Source organism: Micromonospora sp. NPDC049230 (assembly GCF_040647875.1).
Classification (GTDB): Bacteria; Actinomycetota; Actinomycetes; order Mycobacteriales; family Micromonosporaceae; genus Micromonospora.
The window spans coordinates 83039-106393 of the sequence record NZ_JBEZCZ010000016.1; the positions used below are offsets into that span (position 1 = coordinate 83039).

The following is a 23355-nucleotide window of genomic DNA, read 5'->3' on the forward strand; positions in this document are numbered from 1 at the left end:
AACGGCCGGCCGGCGCACCGAGGCGCCGGCCGGCCGACGCGGTGGCTACCGGTGCTCTTCCCTGAGCAGTTCGTCGACCAGAGAGGTGGTGTGCCCCGCGGAACGGAACCGATCGTCGTTCAGGACGGCGGCGAGGAAATCCTGGGTGGTGCTGACTCGCGTGCCGCGTACCCGGAACTCGGCGAGCGCACGACGCATCCGCTCGATGGCCTCATCCCGGTGCGGCGCCCAGATCACCAGCTTGGCCAGGAGTGAATCGTAGTTGGGCGGAATCCGGTAACCCGGGTACACGTGGGTGTCGACCCGGACGAAGGCGCCACCGGCCGGCACGAACTCGTCGACCGTTCCCGGGGTGGGCGCGAAGTTCTGCGCCGGATCCTCGGCGTTGACCCGGCACTCGATCGACACGCCGCGGCGGTGCACGTCGTCCTGGGCCATCCTCAGCCGCTCGCCCGCCGCGATCAGGATCTGCTCACGGACCAGATCCACGCCGGTGACCATCTCGGTCACCGGATGCTCGACCTGGATCCGGCAGTTGACCTCCATGAAATAGAAGGAGCCGTCCGGGTCGACAAGGAACTCGAAGGTCCCCGCGCCGACGTAGCCGGCGGCCAGGGCACCCTGCACCGCAGCCTGCCCCATCCGCTCGGCCAGGCCGTCCGGCAGGTTGGGCGCCGGCGTCTCCTCGATCAGCTTCTGGTGACGTCGCTGCACCGTGCAGTCCCGCTCCCCCAGGTGTACGGCGTTGCCGTGGCCGTCGCAGAGGACCTGTATCTCGACATGACGTGCCTTGGCGAGATAGCGCTCCACGTAGACCCGACCGTCTCCGAACAACATCTGTGCGGTGGCCTGGGTGCGCCGGAAGGCGTCGACGAACTCGGCCGCACCGTGCACCACCTGCATGCCGCGCCCGCCGCCGCCCGCCGCCGCCTTGATGATGACCGGAAAGCCGATCGTCGAGGCCAGCTCCCGCGCGGCCTCCGCGTCGAGCGGGTCGAGGCTTCCCGGCAGCAGCGGCAGACCGGCGCGGGACATCAGGGCTCGCGCCGAGGTCTTGTCACCGAGAACCGCCATGACCGACGCCGGCGGCCCGATAAGGGTGATGCCGAGCGCCTCGCACGCGTCGGCGAAATCCGGTGATTCGGACAGGAACCCGTAGCCGGGATGGATGGCGTCGGCCCCGGTCTGGTCCGCCGCCTGGAGCACGGCAGCCGCGTTGAGATAGCTCTGCGTCGGTGGCGGCGGGCCGATTTGCACGGCTTCGTCGGCCAACCGGACCACTGCCGACTCGCGGTCGGCGGTGGAGTGCACCGCCACCGTGGGAATGCCCATCTCCCGGCAGGTCCGAGCCACCCGAACGGCGATCTCGCCCCGATTCGCGATCAAGATTTTGCGGAACATGTCAGTGCGCCTCTTCGCTCATCGTCCGCAGCTCGGCCTCGATCGTCACGGCCGAACCGAACTGTCGGAACCGGGCCCGGCGGTCGACGCCCAGCTCCCCACGGCTCAGTCGGCTGAGTCCGTACAGGCTGTGCCGCAGCGCGGCGCCCAGCCGGTCGGCGGCGAGCAGCCGATCGGCCCCGGTGCCGCCGGCGGGTTCCGGGATCACGCCGTCGACGACGCCCAGCCGCAGCAACGTTCGGGCGTCGAGGCCCAGCGCGCGAGCCGCCTCCGGCGCCCTGGCCGGGTCCTTCCAGACGATCGCCGCACACCCCTCCGGGCTGATCACGGAGTAGACGCCGCTGGCGAAGATCAGCACCCGGTTCGCCACCGCCAGCCCGAGGGCGCCGCCGCTGCCACCCTCACCGATGACGACGCTGACCACCGGAACGGTCAGCGCGGCCATCAGGCGCAGGTTTTCCGCGATCGCCACCGCCTGCCCCTGCTCCTCGGCATCCGCGCCGGGGTAGGCACCGGGCGTGTCCACGAGCGTCACCACCGGCACGCCGAGCTTCTCGGCGAGGCGCATCAACCGCGCCGCCTTGCGGTATCCGGCCGGCCGGGGCATCCCGAAGTTGCGCCGAATCAGTTCGGTGGAATCGTGGCCCTTCTGCTGACCGATCACCATGACCGGCCGGTCGTCTAGCCAGGCGAGCCCACCGACGACCGCCGGGCACTCGCCGGAGACCCGGTCGCCGTGCAGCTCCAGGAAATCCTCGAAGATCATCGAGACGTAGTCCAGGGTGGTCGGCCGTTGGATGTCGCGCGCCTCGCCGACGCTGCGCCACGGGTCCTGCTCCGACAGCTGCTGGTGGGATCGGATCACCGGATCGGCCACCTCGGGGGCGGTCGGCTGCCGCGTGCCGGCACCGACCCGTAACAGGCGGCCGAGTGCCAGCCGCAACCGACGACGCTCGACGATCATGTCGATGAAGCCCCGGTCGAGCAGGAACTCGGCCGTCTGGAACTCCGGCGGCAGCTGTTGGTGGATGGTCTGCTCGATCACCCGACGACCGGCGAATCCCAGCCGCGCGCGAGGCTCGGCGACGATCACGTCGGTCAGCGTGGCGAACGACGCGGCGACGCCGCCGAAGGTCGGGTCGGTGATGAGCGCGATGGTGAGGATTCCGGCCCGGTCCAGCTCACCGAGCGCCGCGCTGGTCTTGGCCATCTGCATCAGCGACAGCGCGCCCTCCTGCATCCGTGCCCCGCCCGAGGCGGTGACGATCAGCAGCGGCGTACGCTCCGCCAGCGCGGTCTCGGCCGCCACGGTGATCAATTCGCCCACCGCGGTGCCCAGACTGCCGCCGAGGAACCGGAAGTCCATCACCGCCATGACCACCGGGCTGCCGCCGATGAACGCCCTCGCGCAGAGCACCGCCTCGTTGAGACCGGTCCGCTGGCGCGCCTGGTCCAGCCGCACCGAGTAGGGCACGGTGTCGGTGAAGCGCAGTGGATCGTTGCCTGCCACTTCGAGCGGCAGCAGTTCGTAACGGCCGTCGTCGGCCAACTGGGTGAGTCGTTGCTCGGCGGTGAGTGGCAGGTGCACCTGGCACTCGGGGCACACCCGGGCGTTGCGGTGCAGGCGCTTGCCATAGACCGGCACGTGGCAGCCAGGACAGAGCACCCAGTCCGCACTGCTCTCACGCGCGATGGTTCGGGTCATCGTCGTCCCCTCTGCTTCGTCAGGCGTCAGATCTTGAAGACCTGGGTCGCGTACGCCGCGGCGGCGGGCTCGAACTGCACAGCGATGTGGCTGGCGGCGCTGTTGACGTCGCGCCACACCCGCTGCACGGGGCTACCGGTGGTGTGTCCGGAGGTGCCCGCCGCGCGGAACAACCGGTTCACCGCCGTGACCACGGTTTCCATCGCCAGCGAGCAGTCCCGCAGGTTGCGGCTGACCTCGAACGGCGTGATGCCGGCGCCCTGGTCGGCGACCTGCGCGGCCCGCCGTATCAGCAGCTCCGCGGCATCGATCTCGCCGCTGGCCCGCGCCAGGACCAGGTCGTACGGGCCGCGCTCGATGGCCGGCGCGCCGGGCCGGGCGGCCGCGCCGCGGATCTTGTCGCCCACATATGCGGTCCACGCCCGCTGGGCGCCGCGGGCGGCGCCCAGCACGGGTGTCACGAACGACAGTCCGTTGACCGCCTGCAGCGGAACCACGTGGCACGCGGCGGTGGAGACCGCGGGCGTACCGGTGAAGAGGTTCTGCCTGTCGAAGGAGCGCGCCTCGGGCACCACTGTCGCCTCGAGGGTCACGGTGTTGCTACCGGTACCGCTCATTCCGACGTTGGACCAGGTGTCGGCGATCTGGTAGGCCGAGCGCGGGACCGCGAACATCCGAGCCGCCGCCGGCCCGTCGGCTGGCACCCGGGCGCACAGCAGGGCCCAGTCGGAGAAGTCGACGGCGCTGATGTACGGCCAGGCGCCGGAGACCTGCCAGCCGCCCGTCACCCGCTCCGCCGTACCGGTCGGCGCCAGCGATCCGACGACCACCGTGCCGGGACCGGTAGCCCAGACCTCGGCCTGCCCTTCGGCGGGCAGCAGGCCGGCCATCCGGCCGAGGTTGGCCACCAGTGACGCACACCAGGCGGTCGCCGCGCACGACTGCCCGACCCGGGCGACGGCCTCGCTCAGCTCGGTGAAGGTTCCTTCCTTGCCGCCGTGCGCGGCGGGCACGAAGTGCGCCGCGAAGCCGGTGGCGCGCAACGCCTCCACGACGTCGCCGGACAGCCGGCGCTCCGCCTCGGACTGCGGCGCGCAGCGAGCCGCGACCACGGCGAGATCCTCGGCGTCGGCGATGAGATCGGTGGGGCTGGGCGATGGAACGAGCATCCTGTTGGCCTCCTCGTCGGTGCGACCGCGGTCGGCAGGTGGATGCGGCGACGTGGCCCACCGGGCCCGCGCCCGCCCGACGACCATGGCGCGGCGCAGTCGAAGACCGCTCGACCAAGGCTGGAGGGTGGCTCGACGCGGAAGCGGGAACGGCCGGCGGGGACGCTCAGAGATTGAGGCGCAGCAGGTCGTCGAGACCGCTCTTGAGCACGTCGGTGCCGAGGCCCCGCTCGCGCAGCTGGTAACTGATCAGGGTGGCCGAGACCGGCGCGAGCAGCGCGGCCGCGACGTAGTGCGGGTCGACGTCGGGGCGAGCCTCGCCGAGCAGACTGGCCAGGTGGGTGTGGTAGACCATGTACGGTCCGCTGCGATATCGCGCCACCGGCGAGCTGGTCTCGGTGACCAGCAGCATTTCCAGCTGCGCCTCCACCCGGTCCACCAGGGCGTGCAGGAAGGCGTGGATCCGCTCCGCCGCCGGCGCGCCGGGGCCCAGCGGCGGCGGGCCCTGTAGGAAGGCGGCCTGGAAACTGGCCTCCTCCTCGTCGAGCAACGCGAAGATCAGTCCGGCCCGGTCGCCGAAGCGGCGGTACGCGGTGCCGGTGCCCACTCCCGCGGCCCGCGCCACCTCGTCGAGGGCCAGCGCCTTGACGCCCTCGGTGGCGACGATGCGCGCGGCGGCGTCGAGCATCTTGCGGCGGTTGCGGGCGGCGTCGGCGCGTTCGATTCCCGGTTGTCCCGCGATCGACAGTGTCGAGGGAACCGGCGTCGATGCCGCCTCCGGCTCTCCAGCCACCCGACGTCCTCTCTCCCGCGGCCACACCCCGGCAGCCGGTTGCGCCCGTCCGCCCATTCTGCCGTGACAGCGCTGTCGCGGCAGTGTACGCAGCCCTTTCGCGGGTGGAGCCCAGCGGTGCTGCGGTCGTTGCAATCGGAAACCTTTCCGGATAGCCTCCTGCCTAAGCGGAAAGGCTTCCGCTTAGCTCACCTTTCGCGAAGGGTCCCATTACCCATGACTGCCAAGGTCGCCGTCATCTACTACTCCTCGACCGGCAACGTCCACGCGCTCGCCGAGGCCGCCGCCGAGGGCGCCGCCAAGGCCGGCGCCGAGGTGCGCCTGCGCCGGGTCACCGAGCTCGCCCCCGAGGCGGCCATCGACCACAACCCCGCCTGGCGCGCCCACCTGGAGGCCACGGCCGACGTGCCCGTCGCCACCCTCGACGACCTGGAGTGGGCCGACGCGTACGCGTTCGGCACGCCGACCCGTTACGGCAACGTGTCCGCTCAGCTCAAGCAGTTCCTGGACAGCACCGGGCCGCTGTGGGCGACCGGCAAGCTCTCCGGCAAGGCGGCCACCGGCTTCACCAGCGCCGGCAACATCCAGGGCGGCAACGAGTCCACACTCCTCGCGCTCTACAACACGATGCACCACTGGGGGTGCATCATCGTTCCACCCGGCTACACCGACCCGAGTGTCTACGCCGCACACGGCAACCCGTACGGCACCGGCAACGCCGCGTCCGACGACGGCCCCAGCGAGCAGGTCCTGGCCGCCGCCAACTACCAGGGCAACCGGCTCGCGACGATCAGCGCGCAACTGCTGCGCGGCGCCGTCCCCGCCTGACCGTCCCATCGGGGAGGAGACCCGGCGATGACCGACGTGACTCAGCACGAACAGGTGTGGGACGACTTCCGCAACGGTTTCGACAGCACCGGGCCCGGCAGCCGGTGGTTCCACACCACGGCCGGCCCGCACGTCGCCGACGACGGGGTGGTCACCACCTCCGCCGACGGACTGCATGTGGTTTCCGGTGGGCGGCACCCGGGCACCGGGGAGCCCGCCTTCACCCGTACGGTGCCGCCCGAGCCCGCCGACGGCGCCGGTCTGCCCGGCGTCCTGGACCACGTGAAGTGGCTGGTCTACGCCCAGCACCAGGCGAGCACGGGGCTTCCCGGCTTCGACGCGACGCCGGGGCGGGTGCTCTCCTGCTCGGCGACGTTCGGCGGACGCACCTACGGCACCGGCGGTCACCCGTTCGGCGCCGAGGTGGCCGACCCGGACGACGATCTGCGTCTGGCCACCGCGGCGATCAACGCGTTCGACGCGGAGACCTACCTGGTCCTCGACTTCTTCCTGACCAACAAGCGGGTGTACGCGTTCTACGAGCGGCTGCCGTTCGCCCGGGACACACTCGGCGACTACGCGGCGTTCTCCTACGGCGTCCCGGTCGCCGATCGGACGCCGGACGACGAGCACCGTGTCGAGATCGGCTACGACCGGTTGGCCGGCACTGCCCACTGGCTGCTCGACGGGCAGGAGGTGTTCCGAGTCGACCGGATCGGGCACCACCTGCCCGGCCGCCGGCACCTGGTGCTGGACCACGGTGGCACCGAGACGATCGCTCAACCGCGTCAACTGAACTTCGGCATGGGGCTGCTGAGTCTGCTCGACGGCACAGCACCCGGCCACTCTCCGCACGGGCTGGCCCGGCTCTCCGGGGTGCCCGGCTTCTACCTCGACCCGATCTCGGGCGGGCCACAGAAGTTCGCCGACGAGCACAGCAACGCCGAGAGCCGCCTCTTCGGCCAGGGGGCCGAGCTGCGGGTGCGGCGGTTCGCCATCACCGAGGCGGCGCCCCGGTGAACTCACGGGACGTGCTCGGCACCTGGGAGCTGCTCTCCTACGTCGACGTCGAGGGCGACGACGTCCGGCCGGGGCCGCTCGGTGAGCGTCCCCGCGGGCTGCTGGTCTACACCGCCGACGGCCACATGTCGGTCAGCATGATGCGCACCGGCCCGGCGCCCGAGAGCGCCGGGCCGGACGACCAGGTCGAGACGTTCATGGGCTACGCCGGCACCTGGCGCGCCAGCGGCTCGGAGATCCGCCACGCGGTTCTGGTCAGCGCCCATTCCCGGATGGTCGGCTCGGAACTCGTCCGGCACGCCGCGCTCGACGGCGACGTCCTCACCCTGCACGGCACCTCACCGGTCAATGGCCGGCCCCGCCGCCGCCGGCTCGTCTGGCGCCGCACCACACCGACTCTTTCCCATACCGCAGAAAGGCACGTCACCATGAAGGCACTCGTCGCACCCTCGTACGGCCCGATCGACCAACTCACCCTCGCCGAGCTGGACAAGCCGGCACCCGGGCCGGGCCAGATCCTGATCAAGCTGCGGGCGGCAGCGCTCAACCCGCTCGACGTCAAGCTCGCCACCGGAGTGATGCGCGAGATGATGCCGGTGTCGCATCCCTTCGTGCTGGGTCTGGACGCGGCCGGCACTGTCGAAGCGGTCGGCGAGGGCGTCACCCGCTTCTCCCCCGGTGACGAGGTGGTGGCGTTCACCCACCCGGTCGCCGGCGCGGTCGCGGAGTACACGTTGGCACTGGACGGCCCCGAGGTGGTGGCCCGGCCGGAGACGCTGGACCCGGTGGACGCCGCTGCTCTGCCGGTGGCCGCGATGACCGCGGCCGGCATTGTCGAGCAGGCCGGACTGAACAGCGGCGACTCGCTACTGGTGGTCGGCGCGACAGGTGGTGTCGGCTCGTTCGTGGTTCAGCTCGCCGCCCAGGCCGGTGCCCGCGTGGTGGCGACCGCGCCGCCGTCGGATGCCGACTACGTGCGTGGTCTTGGTGCCGCGGCGACCGTCGACTACACCTCCGGCGACACGACCGAGGAGGCGCTGCGCCACGTTCCCGGTGGCGTCGACGTCGCCGTCGACCTGATCAATGCCGGCCCCGGGCTGGCCGGAACCGCGGCCGCCGTCAAGCCCGGTGGGCTGCTCATCTCTCCGGCCGGGGGTCCGCCGGTCTTCGACCGTGAGGTGCGCGCCTCGTACGCGCACATCGAGGCCACCGAGGGCCGGCTCCAGCAGATCGTCGAGGCGACAGCGTCGGGTCGGTTGCGGGTCGAGGTGAGTGCCCGGTTCCCGTTCGCCGAGGCGCAGCGCGCGGTCGCCGAGTTCGCTGGCAAGCACACCCGCGGCAAGGTCGTCATCACCTTCTGACCGTTCCCCACCACAGCGCCCGAGAGGCGAGGAGACCCACGGTGTACGACTTCGCCGCCGACCTGGCCGACCGGCTGACCGCGCTGCCCCGAGTTGACTATGCCGATCTGCCCGCCACCCGGGCGGCGTTGCGTGCGGCGGTGGCCCATCACCGGCCGTACCAGCCGGCTCGCCCGATCGAGGTCGGCGACCGGCTGGTTCCCGGCCCGCCGGGCGCCCCGCCGGTCGCCGTCCGGGTCTACCGGCCGGACGCCGACCGGCCGCAGCCCGCGCTGATCTATCTGCACTGGGGCGGCTTCGTCACCGGAGACCTGGAGACCGTGCACCAGACGTGCCTACGGCTGGCCGACCGGATCGACGCCGTGGTGGTCAACGTCGGTTACCGCCTGGCCCCCGAGCATCCGTTTCCGGCGGGGCTCGAGGACTGCTACGCGGCGCTGGAATGGCTCGCCAAGGAAGGCGCGGACCTCGGCGTCGACACCGGGCGTATCGCGGTCGGCGGGGAGAGCGCCGGTGGTGGCCTCGCCGCGGCGCTCGCCCTCGCCGTACGCGATCGAGGCGGCCCGGCGCTGCGGCTACAGTGCCTGCTCTTCCCCGCGCTGGATGACCGGCTGGAAACGGTGTCCGCACGCGCGTTCACCGACACCCCGATGTGGGATCGGCACAACGCGCAGGTGAGCTGGCGGTACTACCTGGGCGACGCAGCCGGGGGCGACGCGGTCGACCCGCTGGCGGCGCCCGCTCGCGCCGACGACCTCGGCGGGCTACCCCCGGCGTACGTGTTGGCGTGTGAGTACGATCCGCTCCGCGACGAGGCGCTGACGTACGCACATCGGCTCATCCAGGCGGGCGTGAAGTCCCGGATCGGCTACCACCCGGGCACCTTTCACGCGTGCATCGCGCTCGGCGACACCGCCACCGCTCAGCAGATCCTCACCGAGCAGGAATCGTGGCTGCGCGACGGCCTGCACTCCCGACTGGTTCCGCACCCGCGACCGGGCGGCGTGCCCGGCGGAAAGGCATGACCGATGACCGTGTGGGACGACTTCAACGACGGCTTCAAGACCGAGGGTGCCGACGCGCGCTGGGCCTACTACCGCCTCGGCGACTACGTCGGTGACGACGCCGAGGTGTCCACCTCGGCGGAAGGTCTGCGGGCGGTGTCGCCCGGTCGGCACCCGAGCACCGGCGAACCGGCGTTCACCCGGACTCTTCCGCAAGAAGGGGGACCGGAGGCGGTGCCGGGCGCCCTCGATCACGTGAAGTGGCTCGCCTACCCCAACCATCTGGCGTCCAGCGGCCACCTCGGCTTCGACGCCGATCCTGGCGCTGTGCTCTCCTTCGAGACGTGGCTGTCCGGGCGCACCTACGGCACCGCGGGTCACCCGTTCGGCGCGGCGGTCGCCGACCCGGACGACGATCTGCGCCTGGCCTCGGTGGCGATGCCGGTCCTGGACACCGAGACCGCCATGGTCTTCGACTTCTTCCTGACCAACAAGCGGGTGTACGTCTTCTACGAACGCCTGCCGCACGCCCGGCACGAGCTCGGTGACTACGCCGCGTTCCTCTACACGGTGCCGGTGGCGTCACGCCAGCCGGACGACGAACATCATCTGGTCATCTCCTATGACCGGGCGGCCGGCACGGTCCGGTGGCAGCTCGACGGCAGCGAGGTCTTCGCCGTCGACCGTCTCGGCTACCACCTGCCCTCGCGCGAGCACCTGATGCTCGATCACGGAGGCAAGGAGACTCGCACCGAGCCTCGGCAGCTCGCCGGGGGCCTGGGGCTGTTCACCATCCTCGACGGCGCGCTGCCCGGGCACGACGCGGCCGGCCTGGTCCGGCTCACGCCCGCCGCCGGGCACTACCTCGACCCGGTCGGCGGCGGCGCGCAGCGCTTCACCGACGAGCAGAGTCGGCCGGAGAGCCGCCTTTTCGGCCAGGGCGCCGAGATGCGTGCCCGCCGCTATCTCGTGTCACAGACGCCGTCCGCCTGAGCGCCCAGCGGCGTTCCTGAACTCGACCCCCTTATGGTCGGGACGGGCCCCCGGGACGACATCGCCGGTGACACCGGCGCGTCCCGAGGGCCGCAGTCCGTTGTCATCTCCTTACTTGGAAGGAATCGCGGATGCATAACCGCGTGCTCGGCCAGAACCTGACCACCTCCGCTCTCGGCCTCGGCTGCATGGGCATGAGCGAGTTCTACGGTGACCGCGACGACGTCGAGTCGGTCGCCACGATCCACCGGGCGCTGGAGCTGGGCGTCACCCTGCTCGACACCGCCGACATGTACGGCCCGTTCACCAACGAGGAACTGGTCGGCAAGGCCGTCGCCGGTCGCCGCGACCAGGCGGTGATCGCCACGAAGTTCGGCGTGGAACGCCGCCCCGAGGATGGCTATTTCGGCATCAACGGCCGCCCTGACTACGTGCACCGGGCCTGCGACGCGTCGCTGCGCCGGCTCGGGGTGGACCACATCGACCTGTACTACCAGCACCGCGTCGACCCACAGGTGCCGATTGAGGAGACCTGGGGCGCGCTGGCCGAGCTCGTCGCGGCCGGCAAGGTGCGCCACCTCGGTATTTCCGAGGCCTCGGCGGATCTGGTGCGCCGGGCGCACGCCGTACACCCGGTGACCGCTGGGCAGTATGAGTACTCGCTGTTCAGCAGGGAGCCGGAGACCGAACTGCTGCCCACCCTGCGCGAGCTGGGCATCGCGCTGGTGGCGTACTGCCCGCTCGGGCGGGGGCTGCTGACCGGCGCGATCACCGACCTCACCCAGCTGGAGGCCGACGACTACCGGCGCGGTACGCCCCGGTTCCAGGGCGACAATCTGCGGCACAACATGGAGCTGGTGGCGCGGGTGCGCGAACTGGCCACCGCCAAGGGCGTCACCGCCGCCCAGCTGGCACTCGCTTGGGTGCTCAGCCGCGGCCCTGACGTGGTGCCGATCCCCGGCACCAAGCGACGTCGCTACCTTGCGGAAAATGTCCAGGCACTCGACGTCGAGCTGACCGAGGCCGAGCTGAACGCGATCGACGCGGCCACGCCGCCCGGCGCCGCGGCCGGCGGCCGCTACCCGGAGCAGCCGCCGCTGGCGCGCCGCTGACCACGAAAGTCGGCCGGGTACGGGGGCATCACCCGTACCCGGCCGACTTTTGTGGTCAGCGCAGCTCGTAGTCGGCCGGATCGACGGCCCGGGTGCGCCGCCAGTAGTCCTGGGCCGGAAACGGCCAGTTCTGAGCGGTCCGCCCGGCGGCGTTGACGAACCAGCTGCTGACTTTGGAGAAGCCCCAGGCCCGCTGGGAGTTCGCCTCGTCCACCCAGGTGTTGAACTCCTGGAACACCTCCGGGCGTACCTCCATGGCTCGGTGCCCACCCTGTACCAGTCGGCGCACCGCGTCGACGAGGTAGGTCACCCCGCACTCGGAGAAGTAGATGATGCTGCCGCCCTGCCCGGACAGGTTGGTGTTCGGCCCGTACAGACAAAAGAAGTTGGGGAAGCCGGGCACTGTCAGTCCCAGGTACGCACGTGCGTCGCCGTTCCAGTACTCGTGCAGGTCGACGCCGTCGCGCCCGGTCACTGTCATCGGGGTAAGGAACTGCGAGGCGCGGAATCCGGTGCCATAGATGATCACATCGGCCGGGTGCAGCTCGCCGTTCGCGTCGCGTACGCCGTCCGGGGTGAGCCGGTCGACGGCCGCGGTCACCAGGCGGACGTGGTCGCTCTTCAAGGTGGCCAGCCATTTGCCGTTGTCGCGCAGGACCCGCTTGGCTCCGACCGGGTAGCGCGGCAGGACGAGTGGCAGCAGGTCGGGGCGATCGGTCAGCTGGCTCTCCAGATATGCCGTCAGTGTGGCGCGCAACTGGTCGTTGAGCGCCGACACGGCACGCTCGCTGGGCGGATAGTCCGGGTCGACGACCCAGCCCTCCAGTACGCCGCGCAGCCCTGGCGCCAACAACCAGAACCGCTGCCACGCCGCGTAGTACGGCAGGTGCTCGTAGAGCCATTGGACGCCGCCCGGGACCGCGTCGTGGTAGTGCGGGGTGGGTCGCAGCCAGGGCGGGGTGCGTTGCAGGACTGTCAGTTGGCTCGCCTGCTTGGCCACCTCCGGAATGAACTGGAAGGCGCTGGCGCCGGTGCCGATCACCGCGACCCGCTTGCCCGTGAGGTCCACGCGGTGATCCCACCGGGCCGAGTGGAACGCCGGGCCGGCGAACTCCTCGGTGCCCGGGAACTGCGGCACGTGCGGGCGATTGAGCTGACCGACGGCGCTGACCAGAACCGTGCACTGCTCGGTGCGTGGCCCGTCGGGTGTGTCCGCGGTCAGCCGCCACTGACCGGCCGCCTCGTCCCAGTGCGCCGCGCGGATCTCGCTGTTGAAGCGGATCAGGTCCAGCAGGCCGTGCTGTTTGGCGAAATCCCGCAGGTAGGACAGCAACTCGTCGTGTTTGCAGAAGTGGTCGGGCCAGTCGCTGCGGGTGGCGAACGAATAGCTGTACAGGTGGCTGGCCACGTCGACCCGGCAGCCCGGGTAGTGGTTCTCGAACCAGGTGCCGCCGAGGTCGGGGTTTTTCTCATGGACCACGACCGGCACGCCCGCCTGGGTGAGGCGGTGCGCTGCGAGCAGGCCGCTGAGGCCGGCGCCGATGACTACCACCCGGGCGTCGCGGCCCGGGGCCTCCTGGTCGAGCCGCCAGCCGGGCTGCTTCGGGTCCTCGCCGGGCAGGATCACCTCCTGCTCGAGCAACGGCAGGAGGTCCTCGGTGTCGCCGCCCATCGCCCAACTGGTGACCCGCCGCAGCGTGCTGCGATCGAGCCGGGGCACCGCGGCTCCGTCGCGCAGCCGCCGCAGCGCGTTGAGGGCGAGTTCGCGGGCATGGTCCTGCTGTTCGTCCGTCAGGCCACCCTGTGGCAGGAAGAGCCAGCCGTTGGGTCGCAGATCGTCGCGCAGGATCGACAGGTCGCCGGTGAGGTGGGCGACGGTCATCAGCAGGGCCGGTGCCTCCGCGTCGCTCAGGTGGGCCCGCAGCGTGTCGTCGTCGGCGGTGATCGGCTTGAGTGCCGGCATGGCTTCCCCCGGTGTCGTCGTCATGGGCCGGCCGGTCCGCCGTCAGCCGGACCGCGCAGGTGGTGAAAGCCGCGGTCGAAGTAGACGGCCGGCTCGGTGTCTCCGGTGACCCGCACGTCGCGGACCGCGCCGACGAGGATCATGTGGTCGCCGGCGGTGTGCCGGCTGTGCACCTCGCATTCCAGCACTGAAGCCGCGTCACCCAGCACCGTCGCGCCGCCGGCGGTTCGTTCGAATCCGCCGGCGGCGAACTTGTCGACGCCTTTGCCGGCGAAGCGCCGGGCCAGCTGGGTGTGGTGCGCGCCGAGGATGCTGACGGCGAAGGTCCCGCTGCTGGCGAACACCGGGTAGGAGTTCGCCGCGTGAGCCAGACAGACCAGCAGCATCGGCGGGTGCAGCGAGACGGAACAGAGCGAGTTGGCGGTGAACCCGTAGGGCGTACCACTCTCGTCGTGAGTGGTCACGATCGCGACCCCGGTCGGGAACCGGGCCATCGCGTCGCGATAGTCGGCCAGGTCGAAGGTGGAGGCGCCGTCGACCGCGGAGTCGGTGGAAAGCATCAGTTCCTCCTGTCGGGTGGGGTCGCCCTCACACTCAGGACGCGGACCGCTGAACGAAACCGGTCATCGAGACTGTGAAGTCCTGCCGGTTCGGCCGGTAGGCGACGCAGTACTGCGTCGGGTACCAACCCGCCACCTCCCACTTGGCCGGCAGCTTGATGGGAGTGCAGGAGTTGGCGGCCCGCCCGGCGCCCAATTCGTCGAACCAGGCCTTGTTGATCATGGGCTCGTAGAACGTGATGTCGCCGTCGAAGGCGCCGTACAGGAAGGTGTGGGTGAACGGTGCGCCGTTGAACTCGGGAGAGGCCGGATCGCCGAGGTGGTTGCCCATGCCGGGCACCACGGCGTCGATGTCCACGTAGCCGGCCGGCAGGTAGGCCGGCGGCACCGGTTCGCGGCCCCGCGCGTAGTCGTCGCAGTCGACCAGGTTCATCCCGCCGCACGGCCCGGTGCCGATCGCCATCGCCTCGGCTTCCTTCTGCAGGTAGAAGTGCAGGTCGAAGTGGGGCACGCCGTAGATCGGATCGGGTGCGTGGCCGCGCGGGTCCCAGTTGAGCATGGCCCACTTGAACGGGCCGCCGACGCGCTGCCGGAAGCGTTGCGGCAGCTCAAGCATGTACTCGTGCTCATGAATGCACTCCGCGTCGCGGGTGATGGCGCCGTCGCCGTTGACGTCGTAGCAGTGCTTGCCGTCGGACAGTTCGGCCGGCAAGCCGGTGAGCATGCCCTTGTCGAAGACGAACGACATGCTGATCGGGCGCTTGCCGAGGCTCTGGGTGGCGATCCGCACGCTGCCACCCGTGCCGACCCGCTGGGCCGGGCCGTAGTCGGCGCACGGGCCCGGGTAGGAGCGGGTGCCCTGATAGAGGCGCTCCGCCACGCTCGCCGGCAACCGCAGGTCCTGTTCGATCTCCGGCCTGCCCAGCACCAGGCAGACGTCGACGGCCTTGCCCGTGGCGTCGGCGCGCTGCGGCGCGGTGTCATCCGACGCAGCCGAGTGTTGGGAGGACGTGGTGTGTCCGGCCGCGGCGAGGTGCGGGGAGTGAGCGGTCTGGCCGGCCGCCGTTTGGGCCGCCGGCTTCCCCTCGCTGCGCAGCGGCTGATAGGCAAGAGTGAGGACCGCGGCGGCGGCGACCGCTACGGCGAGGACCCGGCGCAACGGCCAGGTACGCGGTGAAGTCATCGAATGTCCTTCGAGTAAGCGGGTCAGGCGAAACAGGCAGGCAGGCGTCCGTCGTTGAAGGCGACCATCTCGCCGAAGACGCTGACGACGTCGAGCGGCCGTCCGAGCGGTCCGTCGGTGAGTTCCGCGTACGCGCGGTGCAGGTTGCCGACGATCCGTTCCGGGTCCAGCAGGTGGTCGAAGGCGGAACGGTCCGCCGACAGCGCGGTTTCCAGCGGGCTCATCCCCAGCGCCGCGCCTTCCTCGGCGAGTTGTTGGATCCAGCGCAGATAGGCGAGGTTCTCGTCGATCACCTCAGGCCCGGCGAGAGGCCCGTGCCCGCACACGATGACGCGCGGGTCGAGTTCCCGGATTCGCTGCAACGCCGTCACCGCGCCGCTGACCGAGCCCATCAGGTTGAACGGGGCCGCGCCGCTGAGCAGCACGTCCCCGGCGAACAACACCCGCGTGTCAGGCAGCCACACCAGGACGTCGTTGGTGGTGTGCGCCGGGCCGACGTGAACGAGTTCGGCGACCCGGTCCCCGAGGTGCACGGTGGCCCGATCGCGGAAGGTCAGCGTCGGCAGAGTGACACGTACGTCACCCCACGACACGTCCGGCCAGAGCCCGGTGAGCGCCAGGCCGGTCTCGGCCATCTCCACCCGGGCCTGCTCGTGCGCGACCACTGTCGCGGTGTCGAAGACGTGGTTGCCGAAGTTGTGGTCGCCGTGGTGGTGGGTGTTGACGACCAGGCGGCGCGGCCCGCCGATGCCGCTGAGGGCCGTGTGCAGCCGGCGAGCCCGCTGCTCGGTGGCGAGCGTGTCGACGACCATCAGCGTCTCGGGCCCGGAGACCGCACCGGCGTTGCTGACGCACCACCCGCCGGGCAGTTGCAGGTAGGCGAAGACGCCGTCGGCGATCTCGACCAACTGCTGACTGCCCGAAGGGCCGTCGGTACGGCTCGCGCCGGCCATCAGGCTCATCGCGGAACGCCCTCGTCCGGCGAGAGCGCCGCCCGCTCGCTCGCGTAGGCGCCGGCGTACGTCAAGGTGGCCCGGCTGTTGCGGCCGAGTGCCTCACGCAGGAAGCTCCGCGCGTCCGCCACGGTCTTCCCCGCACCGAGCACGCTGGTGATCGCGGCCGGGTTGATCGCGACGGTGTGCTCCGCAACGACGAGCGACCCGCCGGGCCGCTCGCTGAACAGCCACGAACCGCTGTGCCCGGTCAGCAGCGCAGGCGGGACCAGTTGCTTGTAGACGATCCGCTCCCCCGGCAGGCAAACCCGCACCGAACGTGTCGTGTGCGTGCTGCCGTCGCCGGTGACGGTCTTCATCTCCATGTCCTGGATGCCGGGCTCCTCCTCGCGCAGCACCACCCGCCGCACGTGCGGCAGCGCGTCCGGCCAGCGGTCGCTGCGGTAGACGAAGTCGTACACGTCGGCGGCGGCGCCCGGCAGCTCCACCTCGTCCGAGAAGGTGAAGACCAGGTCGTCGACGGGATGTCCGAGTTCGCCGATGCGGCCGAGGGCGGCCAGCTCACGCTCGCTGTTGGCGTCCAGTGCCTGCTCGAGCAACGCCACCTGTCGCTCGCCGCCGGCGACCGAAAACTCGTGCACGAGCACGATCTCGGTGCCGCCGTCCGGCTGCGGACGGAAGATCCATTCACCGCTCATCGAGGTGACCGGTGGCTGGCTGTGCTCCTGGCGGAACGTGATCCGCAGTGCCCGCGGGTCCAGGGTGCGCCGCGAGGTCCAGGTCTTCACCTCGCCGTTGACCGTCGCCCACAACTGGAAACGCTCGTGACCGTCGCCGCGTTCGAGGTGGTGGACGTGGATGCTGGGCTCGAAGATGACAGGCCAGCGGCTCACGTCGGCCACCAGGCCGTAGACGGTGGCGGCGGGCGCCGCCACCACCCGCGAGTGCACGCGCCGGTGCGTCATGACGCCTCGACGAGGACGGCGTTCACCACGTTGACCACGGCGCGCGGCGTGTCCAGCTCCACGATCTGCTCGTCGGGAATGCGGACGCCGTAGTCCTGCTCGATCCGTGCGGCGGTCTCCATCAGAGCGAGCGAGTCGTACCCGAGGTCGTCGAACTGGCGGTCGGAGATGTCGCCGCTCAGGTCGGCCTCACTCTCGCCGGCGCACGCGATCAGGATGCGGCGCAGGTCGTCGACGGCGAAGTTGCTCATCGGTAGGTCTCCTTCTCGAGCGAATCGTTGACCCCACGGACCACGACGGCGGCGTTGAAGCCCCACAGACCGCGGGCCAGCACCAGAGCGGTACGGACCGAGGCGGAGCGCGGGGCGCCGCGCACGAGATCGATGCCGTAGTCGGCGGGTACGTCGGCGGTCCCGGCAGTGGCGGGGATGACGCCGTCGCGGATGGACAGCAGGGCGGTGACCAGGTCGGTCGGGCCGCCGCCGGAGTAGAGCCGGCCGTAGAGCGACTTCGGCGCGGTGACCGGCACCTGGTTCGGGCCGAACAATCCACGGATCGCCTCGGCCTCGGCGGCGTCGGATGCGGCGACACCCAGCGCGTCGGCGAACACCACGTCCACCTCACCGGCCTCGATCCCGGCGTCGGCCAGGGCCAGCTCGGCGGCGCGGCGCAGGCCGGGCGGGCGGCCCGAGTCGGCCGGCGGATCGAAGGTGGACGCATAGCCGGCGATCTCACCGTGCACCCGCTGGACCCCACGGGCACGGGCCGCGGCGGCGTCCTCCAGGACCAGCACAGCGCCGCCCTCGCCGGGCACGTAACCGTTGGCCGAGACGTCGAAGGGAAGGTAGGCCCGGGCGGGATCGACGGCCCGGCTGACCCTCCCACTGGCGATCTGCGAGACCCAGCCCCACGGATCGAAAGCGGAGTCCACACCGCCGGTGACCATCAGCGCGGTGCCTCGCCGGACGGTTCGGCGAGCGTGGCCGACCGCGTCCAGGCCACCAGCCTGCTCGGCGACGAGCGCACTGCTCGGACCCCGCATGCCGTGGCGGATCGAGATCTGGCCGGTGTTCACCGCGTAGAACCAGGCGAACGACTCGTAGACGCTGACCGCCTGCGAACCGACCGACCAGAGCTTCTGGAACTCCCGGTGGGTGAACTCGAAACCGCCGGCGGCGTTCGAGGTGACCACGCCCATGTCGTAATCGGTCAACTCGGTGGGGTCGACCTTGGCGTCAGCGAGCGCCCAGTCGGCGGTCACCAGAGCGAGCCGGGTGGACACGTCGGTCTGCGGCAGCAATCGGCCGGGCAGGTGCTCACGCGCATCGAAATCGGCGATCTGGCCGGCCAGAGTGGCCGGGAAGCGCTGGACGTCGAAGCCGGTCAGCGTGGCGATGCCGCTGCGCCCGGCCAGCAGGCCGTCCCAGAACCGCTCGAGACCCAGCCCGTTGGGCGCGGCTACGCTCATGCCGGTCACGTACACCGGGGTGGTCATCGGGTCTCCTCCGGACGTCGCAGAACCATCGCGCTCTGGAAGCCACCGAAACCGCTGCCCACAGTGAGCACGCTCGGCACTGCCTGCTCACGGGCGGTCAGAGGGACGTAGTCCAGGTCGCATTCGGGATCGCGGTGGTGCAGATTGGCCGTCGGCGGGACCACGCCGTGCTCGATGGCCAGCAGCGAGGCGGCAATCTCCACCGAGCCGATCGCGCCGAGCGAGTGCCCGACCATCGACTTGATCGAGCTGATTGGCACCTTGTACGCGTGCGGTCCCAGGCTGCGTTTGAACGCGGCTGTCTCGTGCCTGTCGTTCTGCTTCGTGCCGGATCCGTGCGCATTGACGTAGCTGACGTCGCCGCGATCCAGCCGGGCCTCGTCCAGCGCCACCCGGATCGCCTCGGCCATCTCCCGGCCGTCCGTCTTCAGGCCGGTCATGTGGTAGGCGTTGCAGCGTGTGGCGTAGCCGGCCAACTCGGCGTAGATGTGTGCGCCACGGTTGCGCGCGTGCTCGTACTCCTCGAGGACGAACATGGCGGCGCCCTCGGCGAGCACAAACCCGTTGCGGGTCGCGTCGAACGGCCGGGACGCGTGCTCCGGGTCGTCGTTGAGCGTGGTCGTCGCCTTGATCGCGTCGAAGCAGGCGACGACGATCGGGGTGATCGGCGTGTCCGATGCACCGGCCAGCATCACATCGGCGCTGCCCTCCCGGATCAGCTGCCCGGCATGTCCGACCGAGTCCAGGCCCGAGGTGCAGCCGTTGGAGACCATCGTGACCGGGCCCTCGGCCGCCACAGTCCAGGCCACCTCGGCCGGCATGACGCTGGGCACCAGGTAGTCGAACATGTGCGGCGACACCAGCTCGGGGTCGACGACCCACTTGCGGCCGCTGTCCGAGAGCACGAGGTATTCGCGTTCCAGGCTGGTCGCCGCGGCGACCGCGCTGCCCAGGCTGACCCCGACCCGGTACGGGTCGAGAGTGTCGACGTCCAGCCCGCTGTCCGCGACGGCTTCTCGCGAACAAACCACGGCGAACTGGGTCGCCCGGTCCATCCGGCGGATCTCGCGAGGGCTCAGGCCCTCCAGGACCGGGTCGAAGTCGACCTCGGCGGCAACCTGGGACCGGTACGGCGAGGGATCGAAGAACGAGATCCGCCGGGTCGCCGTACGGCCCGAGCAGAGCAGATCCCAAAATTCCTTGACACCGTTGCCACCGGACGCACGCACACCGAGCCCGGTGATGACGACACGCCGCGTCACCGGGCACCGTCCGGACGTTCGCAAGTCTTCGAGGTGAGCATCGACAGGGTCCTCACTGCTCATCTTGGCAACCGCCCGGCGGGATCCGCGGCGGTGAACCCAGCGTGCGGTGAACGGCTCGAACCCGACTGGAAGATCGATGGGAGCCACCGGCCGATGGCTCCCATCGCGTGTCAACCGACGAACGGCGGAGTGTCGCGGGACCGTTTCAGCTCGAAGAACCCGGAGGTGCCCGCGACCAGCAGGACGCCGTCCCACAACCGGCCCGCGGCCTCGCCCTGTGGGACGGGTGACACCACCGGGCCGAAGAAGGCAACTGTCGTACCGTCCGGTCCGGGTGCGTGAATGATCGGCGTGCCAACGTCGGATCCGGCCGGCTCGAGCCCGGCGTGGTGGCTCGCCAACAACTCCTCGTCGTACTCTTCGCTGCCGGCCGCCGCGGCCAGGTTCGGATCGAGACCGACATCGACCAGGGCCGCCCGGTACAGCTCGTCACCGAGCTGCTGCCCACCGGGATGGATCCGGGTGCCCAGTGCTGTGTAGAGGTCGCGCAACACCTCGGGACCGGTGGCCCGGGCCGCAGCGACACAGATCCGCACCGGGCCCCACGCCTCTCGGCGCAGAGCGAAGTACGCCTCCGGGCGATCGGCATACTCCTGCGGCACGCTGTCGTTGCCGTCGTTCAGCACGGCCAGGCTCATCACGTTGAACCTGGTCCGTACCGGCCGGACCTGCTCAACCTGGAGCAACCAGCGCGACGTTATCCACGCCCACGGGCAGAGCGGGTCGAACCACATGTCCAGCGTCTGGCGATCGGTCACCGGGGGCCCCTTCGGGTAAGCGGCGTGGCGTGCGGCCGCGAAGACATCCTGGCTCATCACGCTCAAAGATCGATCTCACCCACCTGGGCCCGCCACCTGCCGGCTCCGATCGTGGTTGATCGACTCGCCTCTCTGAAAGTCGGGGCATCCGGGTCGCAGGGACGCCCCGACTTCGTGAAACCCGAGTCGATCAACCAGGACGTCCCGCCTAGCGCTACGGGTAACCGGCTCACCCGAGGCGGATACGACGTTCGTGGTACGTCGACGGGTCCGGCAGTCCGTACAGTCTGGCGGTATGCGGCGTTGGGTCGTGGAGACGATGCTCGTGGCGGCCGTGGGCGTCCTGACCGCGTATCGGCTCGCGACGACGCCGGTGGCGCTGGGTGACCGAGTCCCGGACCTGTGGGCGTACGCTGCCGCCGCCGTGATGGTGTTCGTGCTGCCCGCTCGACGGCGGTGGCCGGTCGGTGTGCTGGTCCTCGTGGGCGGGCTTTACCTGGCCTACCACATCTACCACTACCCGGGTGGCGCGCCGTCGGTGCCCGCGTGGGTCGCGCTGTACTCCGTCGGTGCGGCGTCGCGGCAGCGCGTGGGTCTCATCGTCGCGGCCCTGTTCGTGCTCCTGGATGCCCAGGGGCGGATGGCGGTGGCCGGCGCGAGGCCGTTCGACGCGTCACTGGACAGCTCGACGGTTGTGTTCGTGGCGGCGTTGCTGCTCGGCGAGGTGGTGCGCGGGCGCCGGACCCAACTGGCGTTGCTGGCGGCCGACCAGAGCCGGGCCGCCGAGCAGCGGGTCGTCGAGGAGCGGATCCGCATCGCCCGGGAGCTCCACGATGTCACGGCGCACACGTTGGCCGTGGTGTCGGTGCAGGCGGGCGTCGCGGCCGACGTGCTGGACGAGGATCCCGCCCAGGCCCGCACCGCGCTGCGCGAGGTGCGCCGGGCCAGCCGCGAGGCGATGGTGGAGTTACGCGCGGCGGTGGGCGTGCTGCGCGACGGCACCTCGGCGACCGGGCCGGAGCCGCCGACGCCCACGCTCGATCGGCTGCCCGCGCTTGCCGAGTCGACAGGTGCGGTCGTGACCTGCGACGGCGAGCCGCGAGCGTTGCCGCGGGCCGTGGAAGCCACCGCCTACCGCATCGTCCAGGAGGCAGTGACGAACGCGTTGCGGCACGCCGGCGCGGCCCAGGTCGAGGTGCGTGTCGGATACCGTCCCGACGGACTGTCGGTGACGGTGCGCGACAACGGGCGGGGCGGCGTCCCGGTAGCCGGCAACGGGCTGCGTGGCATGGCCGAGCGCGCCGGCGGGCTGGGCGGGTGGCTTCGAGCGGGGCCGGCCGACGGCGGAGGCTTCGAGGTACGGGGGTGGCTGCCGGTATGACGGTTCGAGTCCTGCTGGCCGACGACCAGACGCTCGTACGCGCGGGCTTCCGGGTCCTGCTGGAGCGGGCGCCGGACATCGAGGTTGTCGCGGAGGCAGTTGACGGGGAGGAGGCGATCGCTCTCACCCGAGCACACCGGCCGGATGTCGTGTTGATGGACATCCGGATGCCGGGCACCGACGGTTTGACGGCCGCCCGGCGCATCCTCGCCGACGTCAGGTTGCCCGGTGTACGCGTTGTCGTGCTGACCACCTTCGAGTTGGACGAGTACGTCTTCGCGGCGCTCCAGGCCGGCGCGAGCGGGTTCCTGCTCAAGGATCTGGAGCCGGACGAGCTGCGCCGGGCGGTACGCGTGGTCGCCGCCGGTGACGCGTTGCTGGCGCCCGCCGTGACCAGACGGCTCATCGCCGCCTTCGCCAGCGGACCAGAAGTACCGGGCCTGGACAGCCTGACCTCGCGGGAGCGTGAGGTGGTCGGCCTCGTCGCCGACGGACTGTCGACAGTGGAGGTGGCGGGCCGGCTGGGAATGAGCCCGGCCACGGCGAAGACCCACACCAACCGGGCGATGACGAAGCTCGGGGCTCGCGATCGGGCACAGCTTGTCGTGTTCGCGTACCGCAGCGGGCTCGCCGGCCTACCGCGACCGCGGTAGGCCGACGCCCACCGACGGCGGATCCGGCACGGGTACGCCGCTCGTAGCGTTCCGGTCATGTTTCTCATCCTGGGCCCGGCGTTGAATCTGCTCGCCGGCTTCTTCTGGCAGAACGACACTCAAGGCGTCACCGCCGGCACGATCATCGTGTTGTCGAGCGCGTGCTGGCTCATCGGGCTGATCGGGTTGTTCGAGCGGCTGCGACCCACCACGCCGAGGTACGTCGCGGTCGCGTTGCCGGTGACGGTGTTCGGCGCGATCGGCGGGGTGGCCTACGGCGTACAGAGCATCCATGAGGGACTGTTCGCCGTCTCCCACGCCGATGCGGTCGACCGACTCGGCGAGCACCCGTTCGCCGCGTTCGCCGTGTACTGGACGTGCGGACCGCTGTTTCCCATCAGCCTGTTCGTCCTGGGCCTCGTGCTGGCCAGGGTGCGCGCGGCGCCACTTCCGGTCGGCATCATGGTCAGCCTGGGCGCTGTCGTGTTCCCGCTGAGCCGCATCACCCGGGAGGCGTCCGTCGCGCACCTGGCGGACCTGTTCCTGCTGTTGCCGTTCCTCTACCTGGGACTGCGGTCGATGTCGCGGTCCCCGGGCTTACCAGGCCCCCGCCGCCACCGTGACGCCGTGGATTCCTAGCACAGCGAGCAGCTGCGCCTCTCCCCCGCCGCGGAGCACGACCAGCCGGAGCGGCGACCGCCGGTAGGTACTGTCTGTTGCTCGATGCCTGGCG

22 protein-coding genes are annotated in these 23355 nt (G+C 70.8%); 9 read left to right on the forward strand and 13 right to left on the reverse strand.

The window, feature by feature from the left end:
* Window positions 1–45 precede the first annotated feature (45 nt).
* The 4 genes from accC to AB0A95_RS16120 form a co-directional block, all read right to left on the reverse strand.
* Window positions 46–1401 (reverse strand): acetyl-CoA carboxylase biotin carboxylase subunit, encoded by a 1356-nt coding sequence (gene accC, locus AB0A95_RS16105; RefSeq protein ID WP_357556497.1) that lies wholly within the window; start codon window positions 1399–1401, stop codon window positions 46–48.
* Window position 1402: 1 nt separating this feature from the next.
* Window positions 1403–3106 (reverse strand): acetyl-CoA carboxylase carboxyltransferase subunit alpha, encoded by a 1704-nt coding sequence (locus tag AB0A95_RS16110; protein WP_357556498.1) that lies wholly within the window; start codon window positions 3104–3106, stop codon window positions 1403–1405.
* Window positions 3107–3132: 26 nt separating this feature from the next.
* The gene (locus AB0A95_RS16115) at window positions 3133–4275 is read right to left on the reverse strand and encodes a hydrolase (RefSeq protein WP_357556499.1); all 1143 of its coding nucleotides are present in this window, start codon (window positions 4273–4275) and stop codon (window positions 3133–3135) included.
* A gap of 166 nt (window positions 4276–4441) precedes the next feature.
* Window positions 4442–5068, reverse strand: coding sequence for a TetR/AcrR family transcriptional regulator (locus AB0A95_RS16120; RefSeq protein ID WP_357556500.1), 627 nt, complete (start codon window positions 5066–5068; stop codon window positions 4442–4444).
* Between the two features lie 216 nt (window positions 5069–5284).
* Here AB0A95_RS16120 and wrbA point away from each other — a divergent pair, with 216 nt between their 5' ends.
* The 6 genes from wrbA (at window position 5285) to AB0A95_RS16150 (ending at window position 11386) form a co-directional block, all read left to right on the forward strand.
* On the forward strand, window positions 5285–5896 hold the full coding sequence (gene wrbA, locus AB0A95_RS16125; RefSeq protein ID WP_357556501.1) for an NAD(P)H:quinone oxidoreductase: 612 nt from the start codon (window positions 5285–5287) through the stop codon (window positions 5894–5896).
* Window positions 5897–5923: 27 nt separating this feature from the next.
* The gene (locus tag AB0A95_RS16130) at window positions 5924–6916 is read left to right on the forward strand and encodes a DUF6081 family protein (RefSeq protein ID WP_357556502.1); all 993 of its coding nucleotides are present in this window, start codon (window positions 5924–5926) and stop codon (window positions 6914–6916) included.
* The gene (locus tag AB0A95_RS16135; protein WP_357556503.1) at window positions 6913–8277 is read left to right on the forward strand and encodes a lipocalin-like domain-containing protein; all 1365 of its coding nucleotides are present in this window, start codon (window positions 6913–6915) and stop codon (window positions 8275–8277) included. Before AB0A95_RS16130 ends, AB0A95_RS16135 begins: the two co-directional genes overlap by 4 nt.
* A gap of 41 nt (window positions 8278–8318) precedes the next feature.
* Window positions 8319–9302 carry an alpha/beta hydrolase gene (locus tag AB0A95_RS16140; protein ID WP_357556504.1) on the forward strand — a complete coding sequence of 328 codons (984 nt, stop codon included), beginning with the start codon at window positions 8319–8321 and terminating at the stop codon, window positions 9300–9302.
* Between the two features lie 3 nt (window positions 9303–9305).
* Window positions 9306–10274, forward strand: a complete 969-nt coding sequence (locus AB0A95_RS16145) for a DUF6081 family protein (protein WP_357556505.1) — start codon at window positions 9306–9308, stop codon at window positions 10272–10274.
* Window positions 10275–10405: 131 nt separating this feature from the next.
* Complete coding sequence (locus AB0A95_RS16150; RefSeq protein ID WP_357556506.1) at window positions 10406–11386, forward strand: aldo/keto reductase; 981 nt, start codon at window positions 10406–10408, stop codon at window positions 11384–11386.
* Between the two features lie 55 nt (window positions 11387–11441).
* On the opposite strand, the gene AB0A95_RS16155 is transcribed toward AB0A95_RS16150, so the two are convergent.
* The 9 genes from AB0A95_RS16155 to AB0A95_RS16195 all read right to left on the reverse strand — a co-directional run bounded on the left by AB0A95_RS16155 (window position 11442) and on the right by AB0A95_RS16195 (window position 20588).
* A complete protein-coding gene (locus AB0A95_RS16155; RefSeq protein WP_357556507.1) occupies window positions 11442–13373 on the reverse strand; it encodes an FAD-dependent oxidoreductase in 1932 nt (643 codons plus the stop codon).
* A complete protein-coding gene (locus tag AB0A95_RS16160) occupies window positions 13370–13909 on the reverse strand; it encodes a flavin reductase family protein (protein WP_357556508.1) in 540 nt (179 codons plus the stop codon). Before AB0A95_RS16160 ends, AB0A95_RS16155 begins: the two co-directional genes overlap by 4 nt.
* Window positions 13910–13943: 34 nt before the next feature.
* A complete protein-coding gene (locus tag AB0A95_RS16165; protein ID WP_357556509.1) occupies window positions 13944–15092 on the reverse strand; it encodes a hypothetical protein in 1149 nt (382 codons plus the stop codon).
* 23 nt (window positions 15093–15115) lie between these two features.
* Window positions 15116–16054, reverse strand: coding sequence for an MBL fold metallo-hydrolase (locus AB0A95_RS16170; RefSeq protein ID WP_357556510.1), 939 nt, complete (start codon window positions 16052–16054; stop codon window positions 15116–15118).
* On the reverse strand, window positions 16051–17010 hold the full coding sequence (locus AB0A95_RS16175; protein WP_357556511.1) for an aromatase/cyclase: 960 nt from the start codon (window positions 17008–17010) through the stop codon (window positions 16051–16053). The genes AB0A95_RS16170 and AB0A95_RS16175 overlap by 4 nt, the downstream gene beginning before the upstream one ends.
* Window positions 17007–17261: an acyl carrier protein gene (locus AB0A95_RS16180; protein WP_357556512.1), complete on the reverse strand. Its 255-nt coding sequence runs from the start codon at window positions 17259–17261 to the stop codon at window positions 17007–17009. Before AB0A95_RS16180 ends, AB0A95_RS16175 begins: the two co-directional genes overlap by 4 nt.
* A complete protein-coding gene (locus AB0A95_RS16185) occupies window positions 17258–18505 on the reverse strand; it encodes a ketosynthase chain-length factor (protein ID WP_357556513.1) in 1248 nt (415 codons plus the stop codon). Before AB0A95_RS16185 ends, AB0A95_RS16180 begins: the two co-directional genes overlap by 4 nt.
* Complete coding sequence (locus AB0A95_RS16190; protein ID WP_357556514.1) at window positions 18502–19767, reverse strand: beta-ketoacyl-[acyl-carrier-protein] synthase family protein; 1266 nt, start codon at window positions 19765–19767, stop codon at window positions 18502–18504. Before AB0A95_RS16190 ends, AB0A95_RS16185 begins: the two co-directional genes overlap by 4 nt.
* Before the next feature lie 173 nt (window positions 19768–19940).
* Complete coding sequence (locus tag AB0A95_RS16195; protein WP_357556515.1) at window positions 19941–20588, reverse strand: disulfide bond formation protein DsbA; 648 nt, start codon at window positions 20586–20588, stop codon at window positions 19941–19943.
* Between the two features lie 295 nt (window positions 20589–20883).
* On the opposite strand from AB0A95_RS16195, the gene AB0A95_RS16200 reads away from it, so the two are divergent.
* Genes AB0A95_RS16200 through AB0A95_RS16210 form a run of 3 tightly spaced genes read left to right on the forward strand, consistent with a single transcriptional unit; the run spans window position 20884 to window position 23261 of the window.
* A complete protein-coding gene (locus AB0A95_RS16200; protein WP_357556516.1) occupies window positions 20884–21969 on the forward strand; it encodes a sensor histidine kinase in 1086 nt (361 codons plus the stop codon).
* A complete protein-coding gene (locus AB0A95_RS16205; RefSeq protein ID WP_357556517.1) occupies window positions 21966–22622 on the forward strand; it encodes a response regulator transcription factor in 657 nt (218 codons plus the stop codon). The genes AB0A95_RS16200 and AB0A95_RS16205 overlap by 4 nt, the downstream gene beginning before the upstream one ends.
* Window positions 22623–22679: 57 nt before the next feature.
* A complete protein-coding gene (locus AB0A95_RS16210; RefSeq protein WP_357556518.1) occupies window positions 22680–23261 on the forward strand; it encodes a hypothetical protein in 582 nt (193 codons plus the stop codon).
* The last annotated feature ends 94 nt before the right edge of the window (window positions 23262–23355 follow it).

Excerpts from the sequence above, each read along its gene's own strand:
- AB0A95_RS16210 (WP_357556518.1), top strand. The coding sequence starts at position 22,680 with ATGTTTCTCATCCTGGGCCCGGCGTTGAATCTGCTCGCCGGCTTCTTC.
- AB0A95_RS16130 (WP_357556502.1), top strand. The coding sequence starts at position 5,924 with ATGACCGACGTGACTCAGCACGAACAGGTGTGGGACGACTTCCGCAAC.
- AB0A95_RS16175 (WP_357556511.1), bottom strand. The coding sequence starts at position 17,010 with ATGACGCACCGGCGCGTGCACTCGCGGGTGGTGGCGGCGCCCGCCGCC.
- AB0A95_RS16110 (WP_357556498.1), bottom strand. The coding sequence starts at position 3,106 with ATGACCCGAACCATCGCGCGTGAGAGCAGTGCGGACTGGGTGCTCTGT.
- AB0A95_RS16200 (WP_357556516.1), top strand. The coding sequence starts at position 20,884 with ATGCGGCGTTGGGTCGTGGAGACGATGCTCGTGGCGGCCGTGGGCGTC.
- AB0A95_RS16170 (WP_357556510.1), bottom strand. The coding sequence starts at position 16,054 with ATGAGCCTGATGGCCGGCGCGAGCCGTACCGACGGCCCTTCGGGCAGT.
- AB0A95_RS16160 (WP_357556508.1), bottom strand. The coding sequence starts at position 13,909 with ATGCTTTCCACCGACTCCGCGGTCGACGGCGCCTCCACCTTCGACCTG.
- AB0A95_RS16150 (WP_357556506.1), top strand. The coding sequence starts at position 10,406 with ATGCATAACCGCGTGCTCGGCCAGAACCTGACCACCTCCGCTCTCGGC.
- AB0A95_RS16180 (WP_357556512.1), bottom strand. The coding sequence starts at position 17,261 with ATGAGCAACTTCGCCGTCGACGACCTGCGCCGCATCCTGATCGCGTGC.
- AB0A95_RS16205 (WP_357556517.1), top strand. The coding sequence starts at position 21,966 with ATGACGGTTCGAGTCCTGCTGGCCGACGACCAGACGCTCGTACGCGCG.
- AB0A95_RS16145 (WP_357556505.1), top strand. The coding sequence starts at position 9,306 with ATGACCGTGTGGGACGACTTCAACGACGGCTTCAAGACCGAGGGTGCC.
- AB0A95_RS16115 (WP_357556499.1), bottom strand. The coding sequence starts at position 4,275 with ATGCTCGTTCCATCGCCCAGCCCCACCGATCTCATCGCCGACGCCGAG.
- wrbA (WP_357556501.1), top strand. The coding sequence starts at position 5,285 with ATGACTGCCAAGGTCGCCGTCATCTACTACTCCTCGACCGGCAACGTC.
- AB0A95_RS16165 (WP_357556509.1), bottom strand. The coding sequence starts at position 15,092 with ATGACTTCACCGCGTACCTGGCCGTTGCGCCGGGTCCTCGCCGTAGCG.
- AB0A95_RS16185 (WP_357556513.1), bottom strand. The coding sequence starts at position 18,505 with ATGACCACCCCGGTGTACGTGACCGGCATGAGCGTAGCCGCGCCCAAC.
- AB0A95_RS16155 (WP_357556507.1), bottom strand. The coding sequence starts at position 13,373 with ATGACGACGACACCGGGGGAAGCCATGCCGGCACTCAAGCCGATCACC.
- accC (WP_357556497.1), bottom strand. The coding sequence starts at position 1,401 with ATGTTCCGCAAAATCTTGATCGCGAATCGGGGCGAGATCGCCGTTCGG.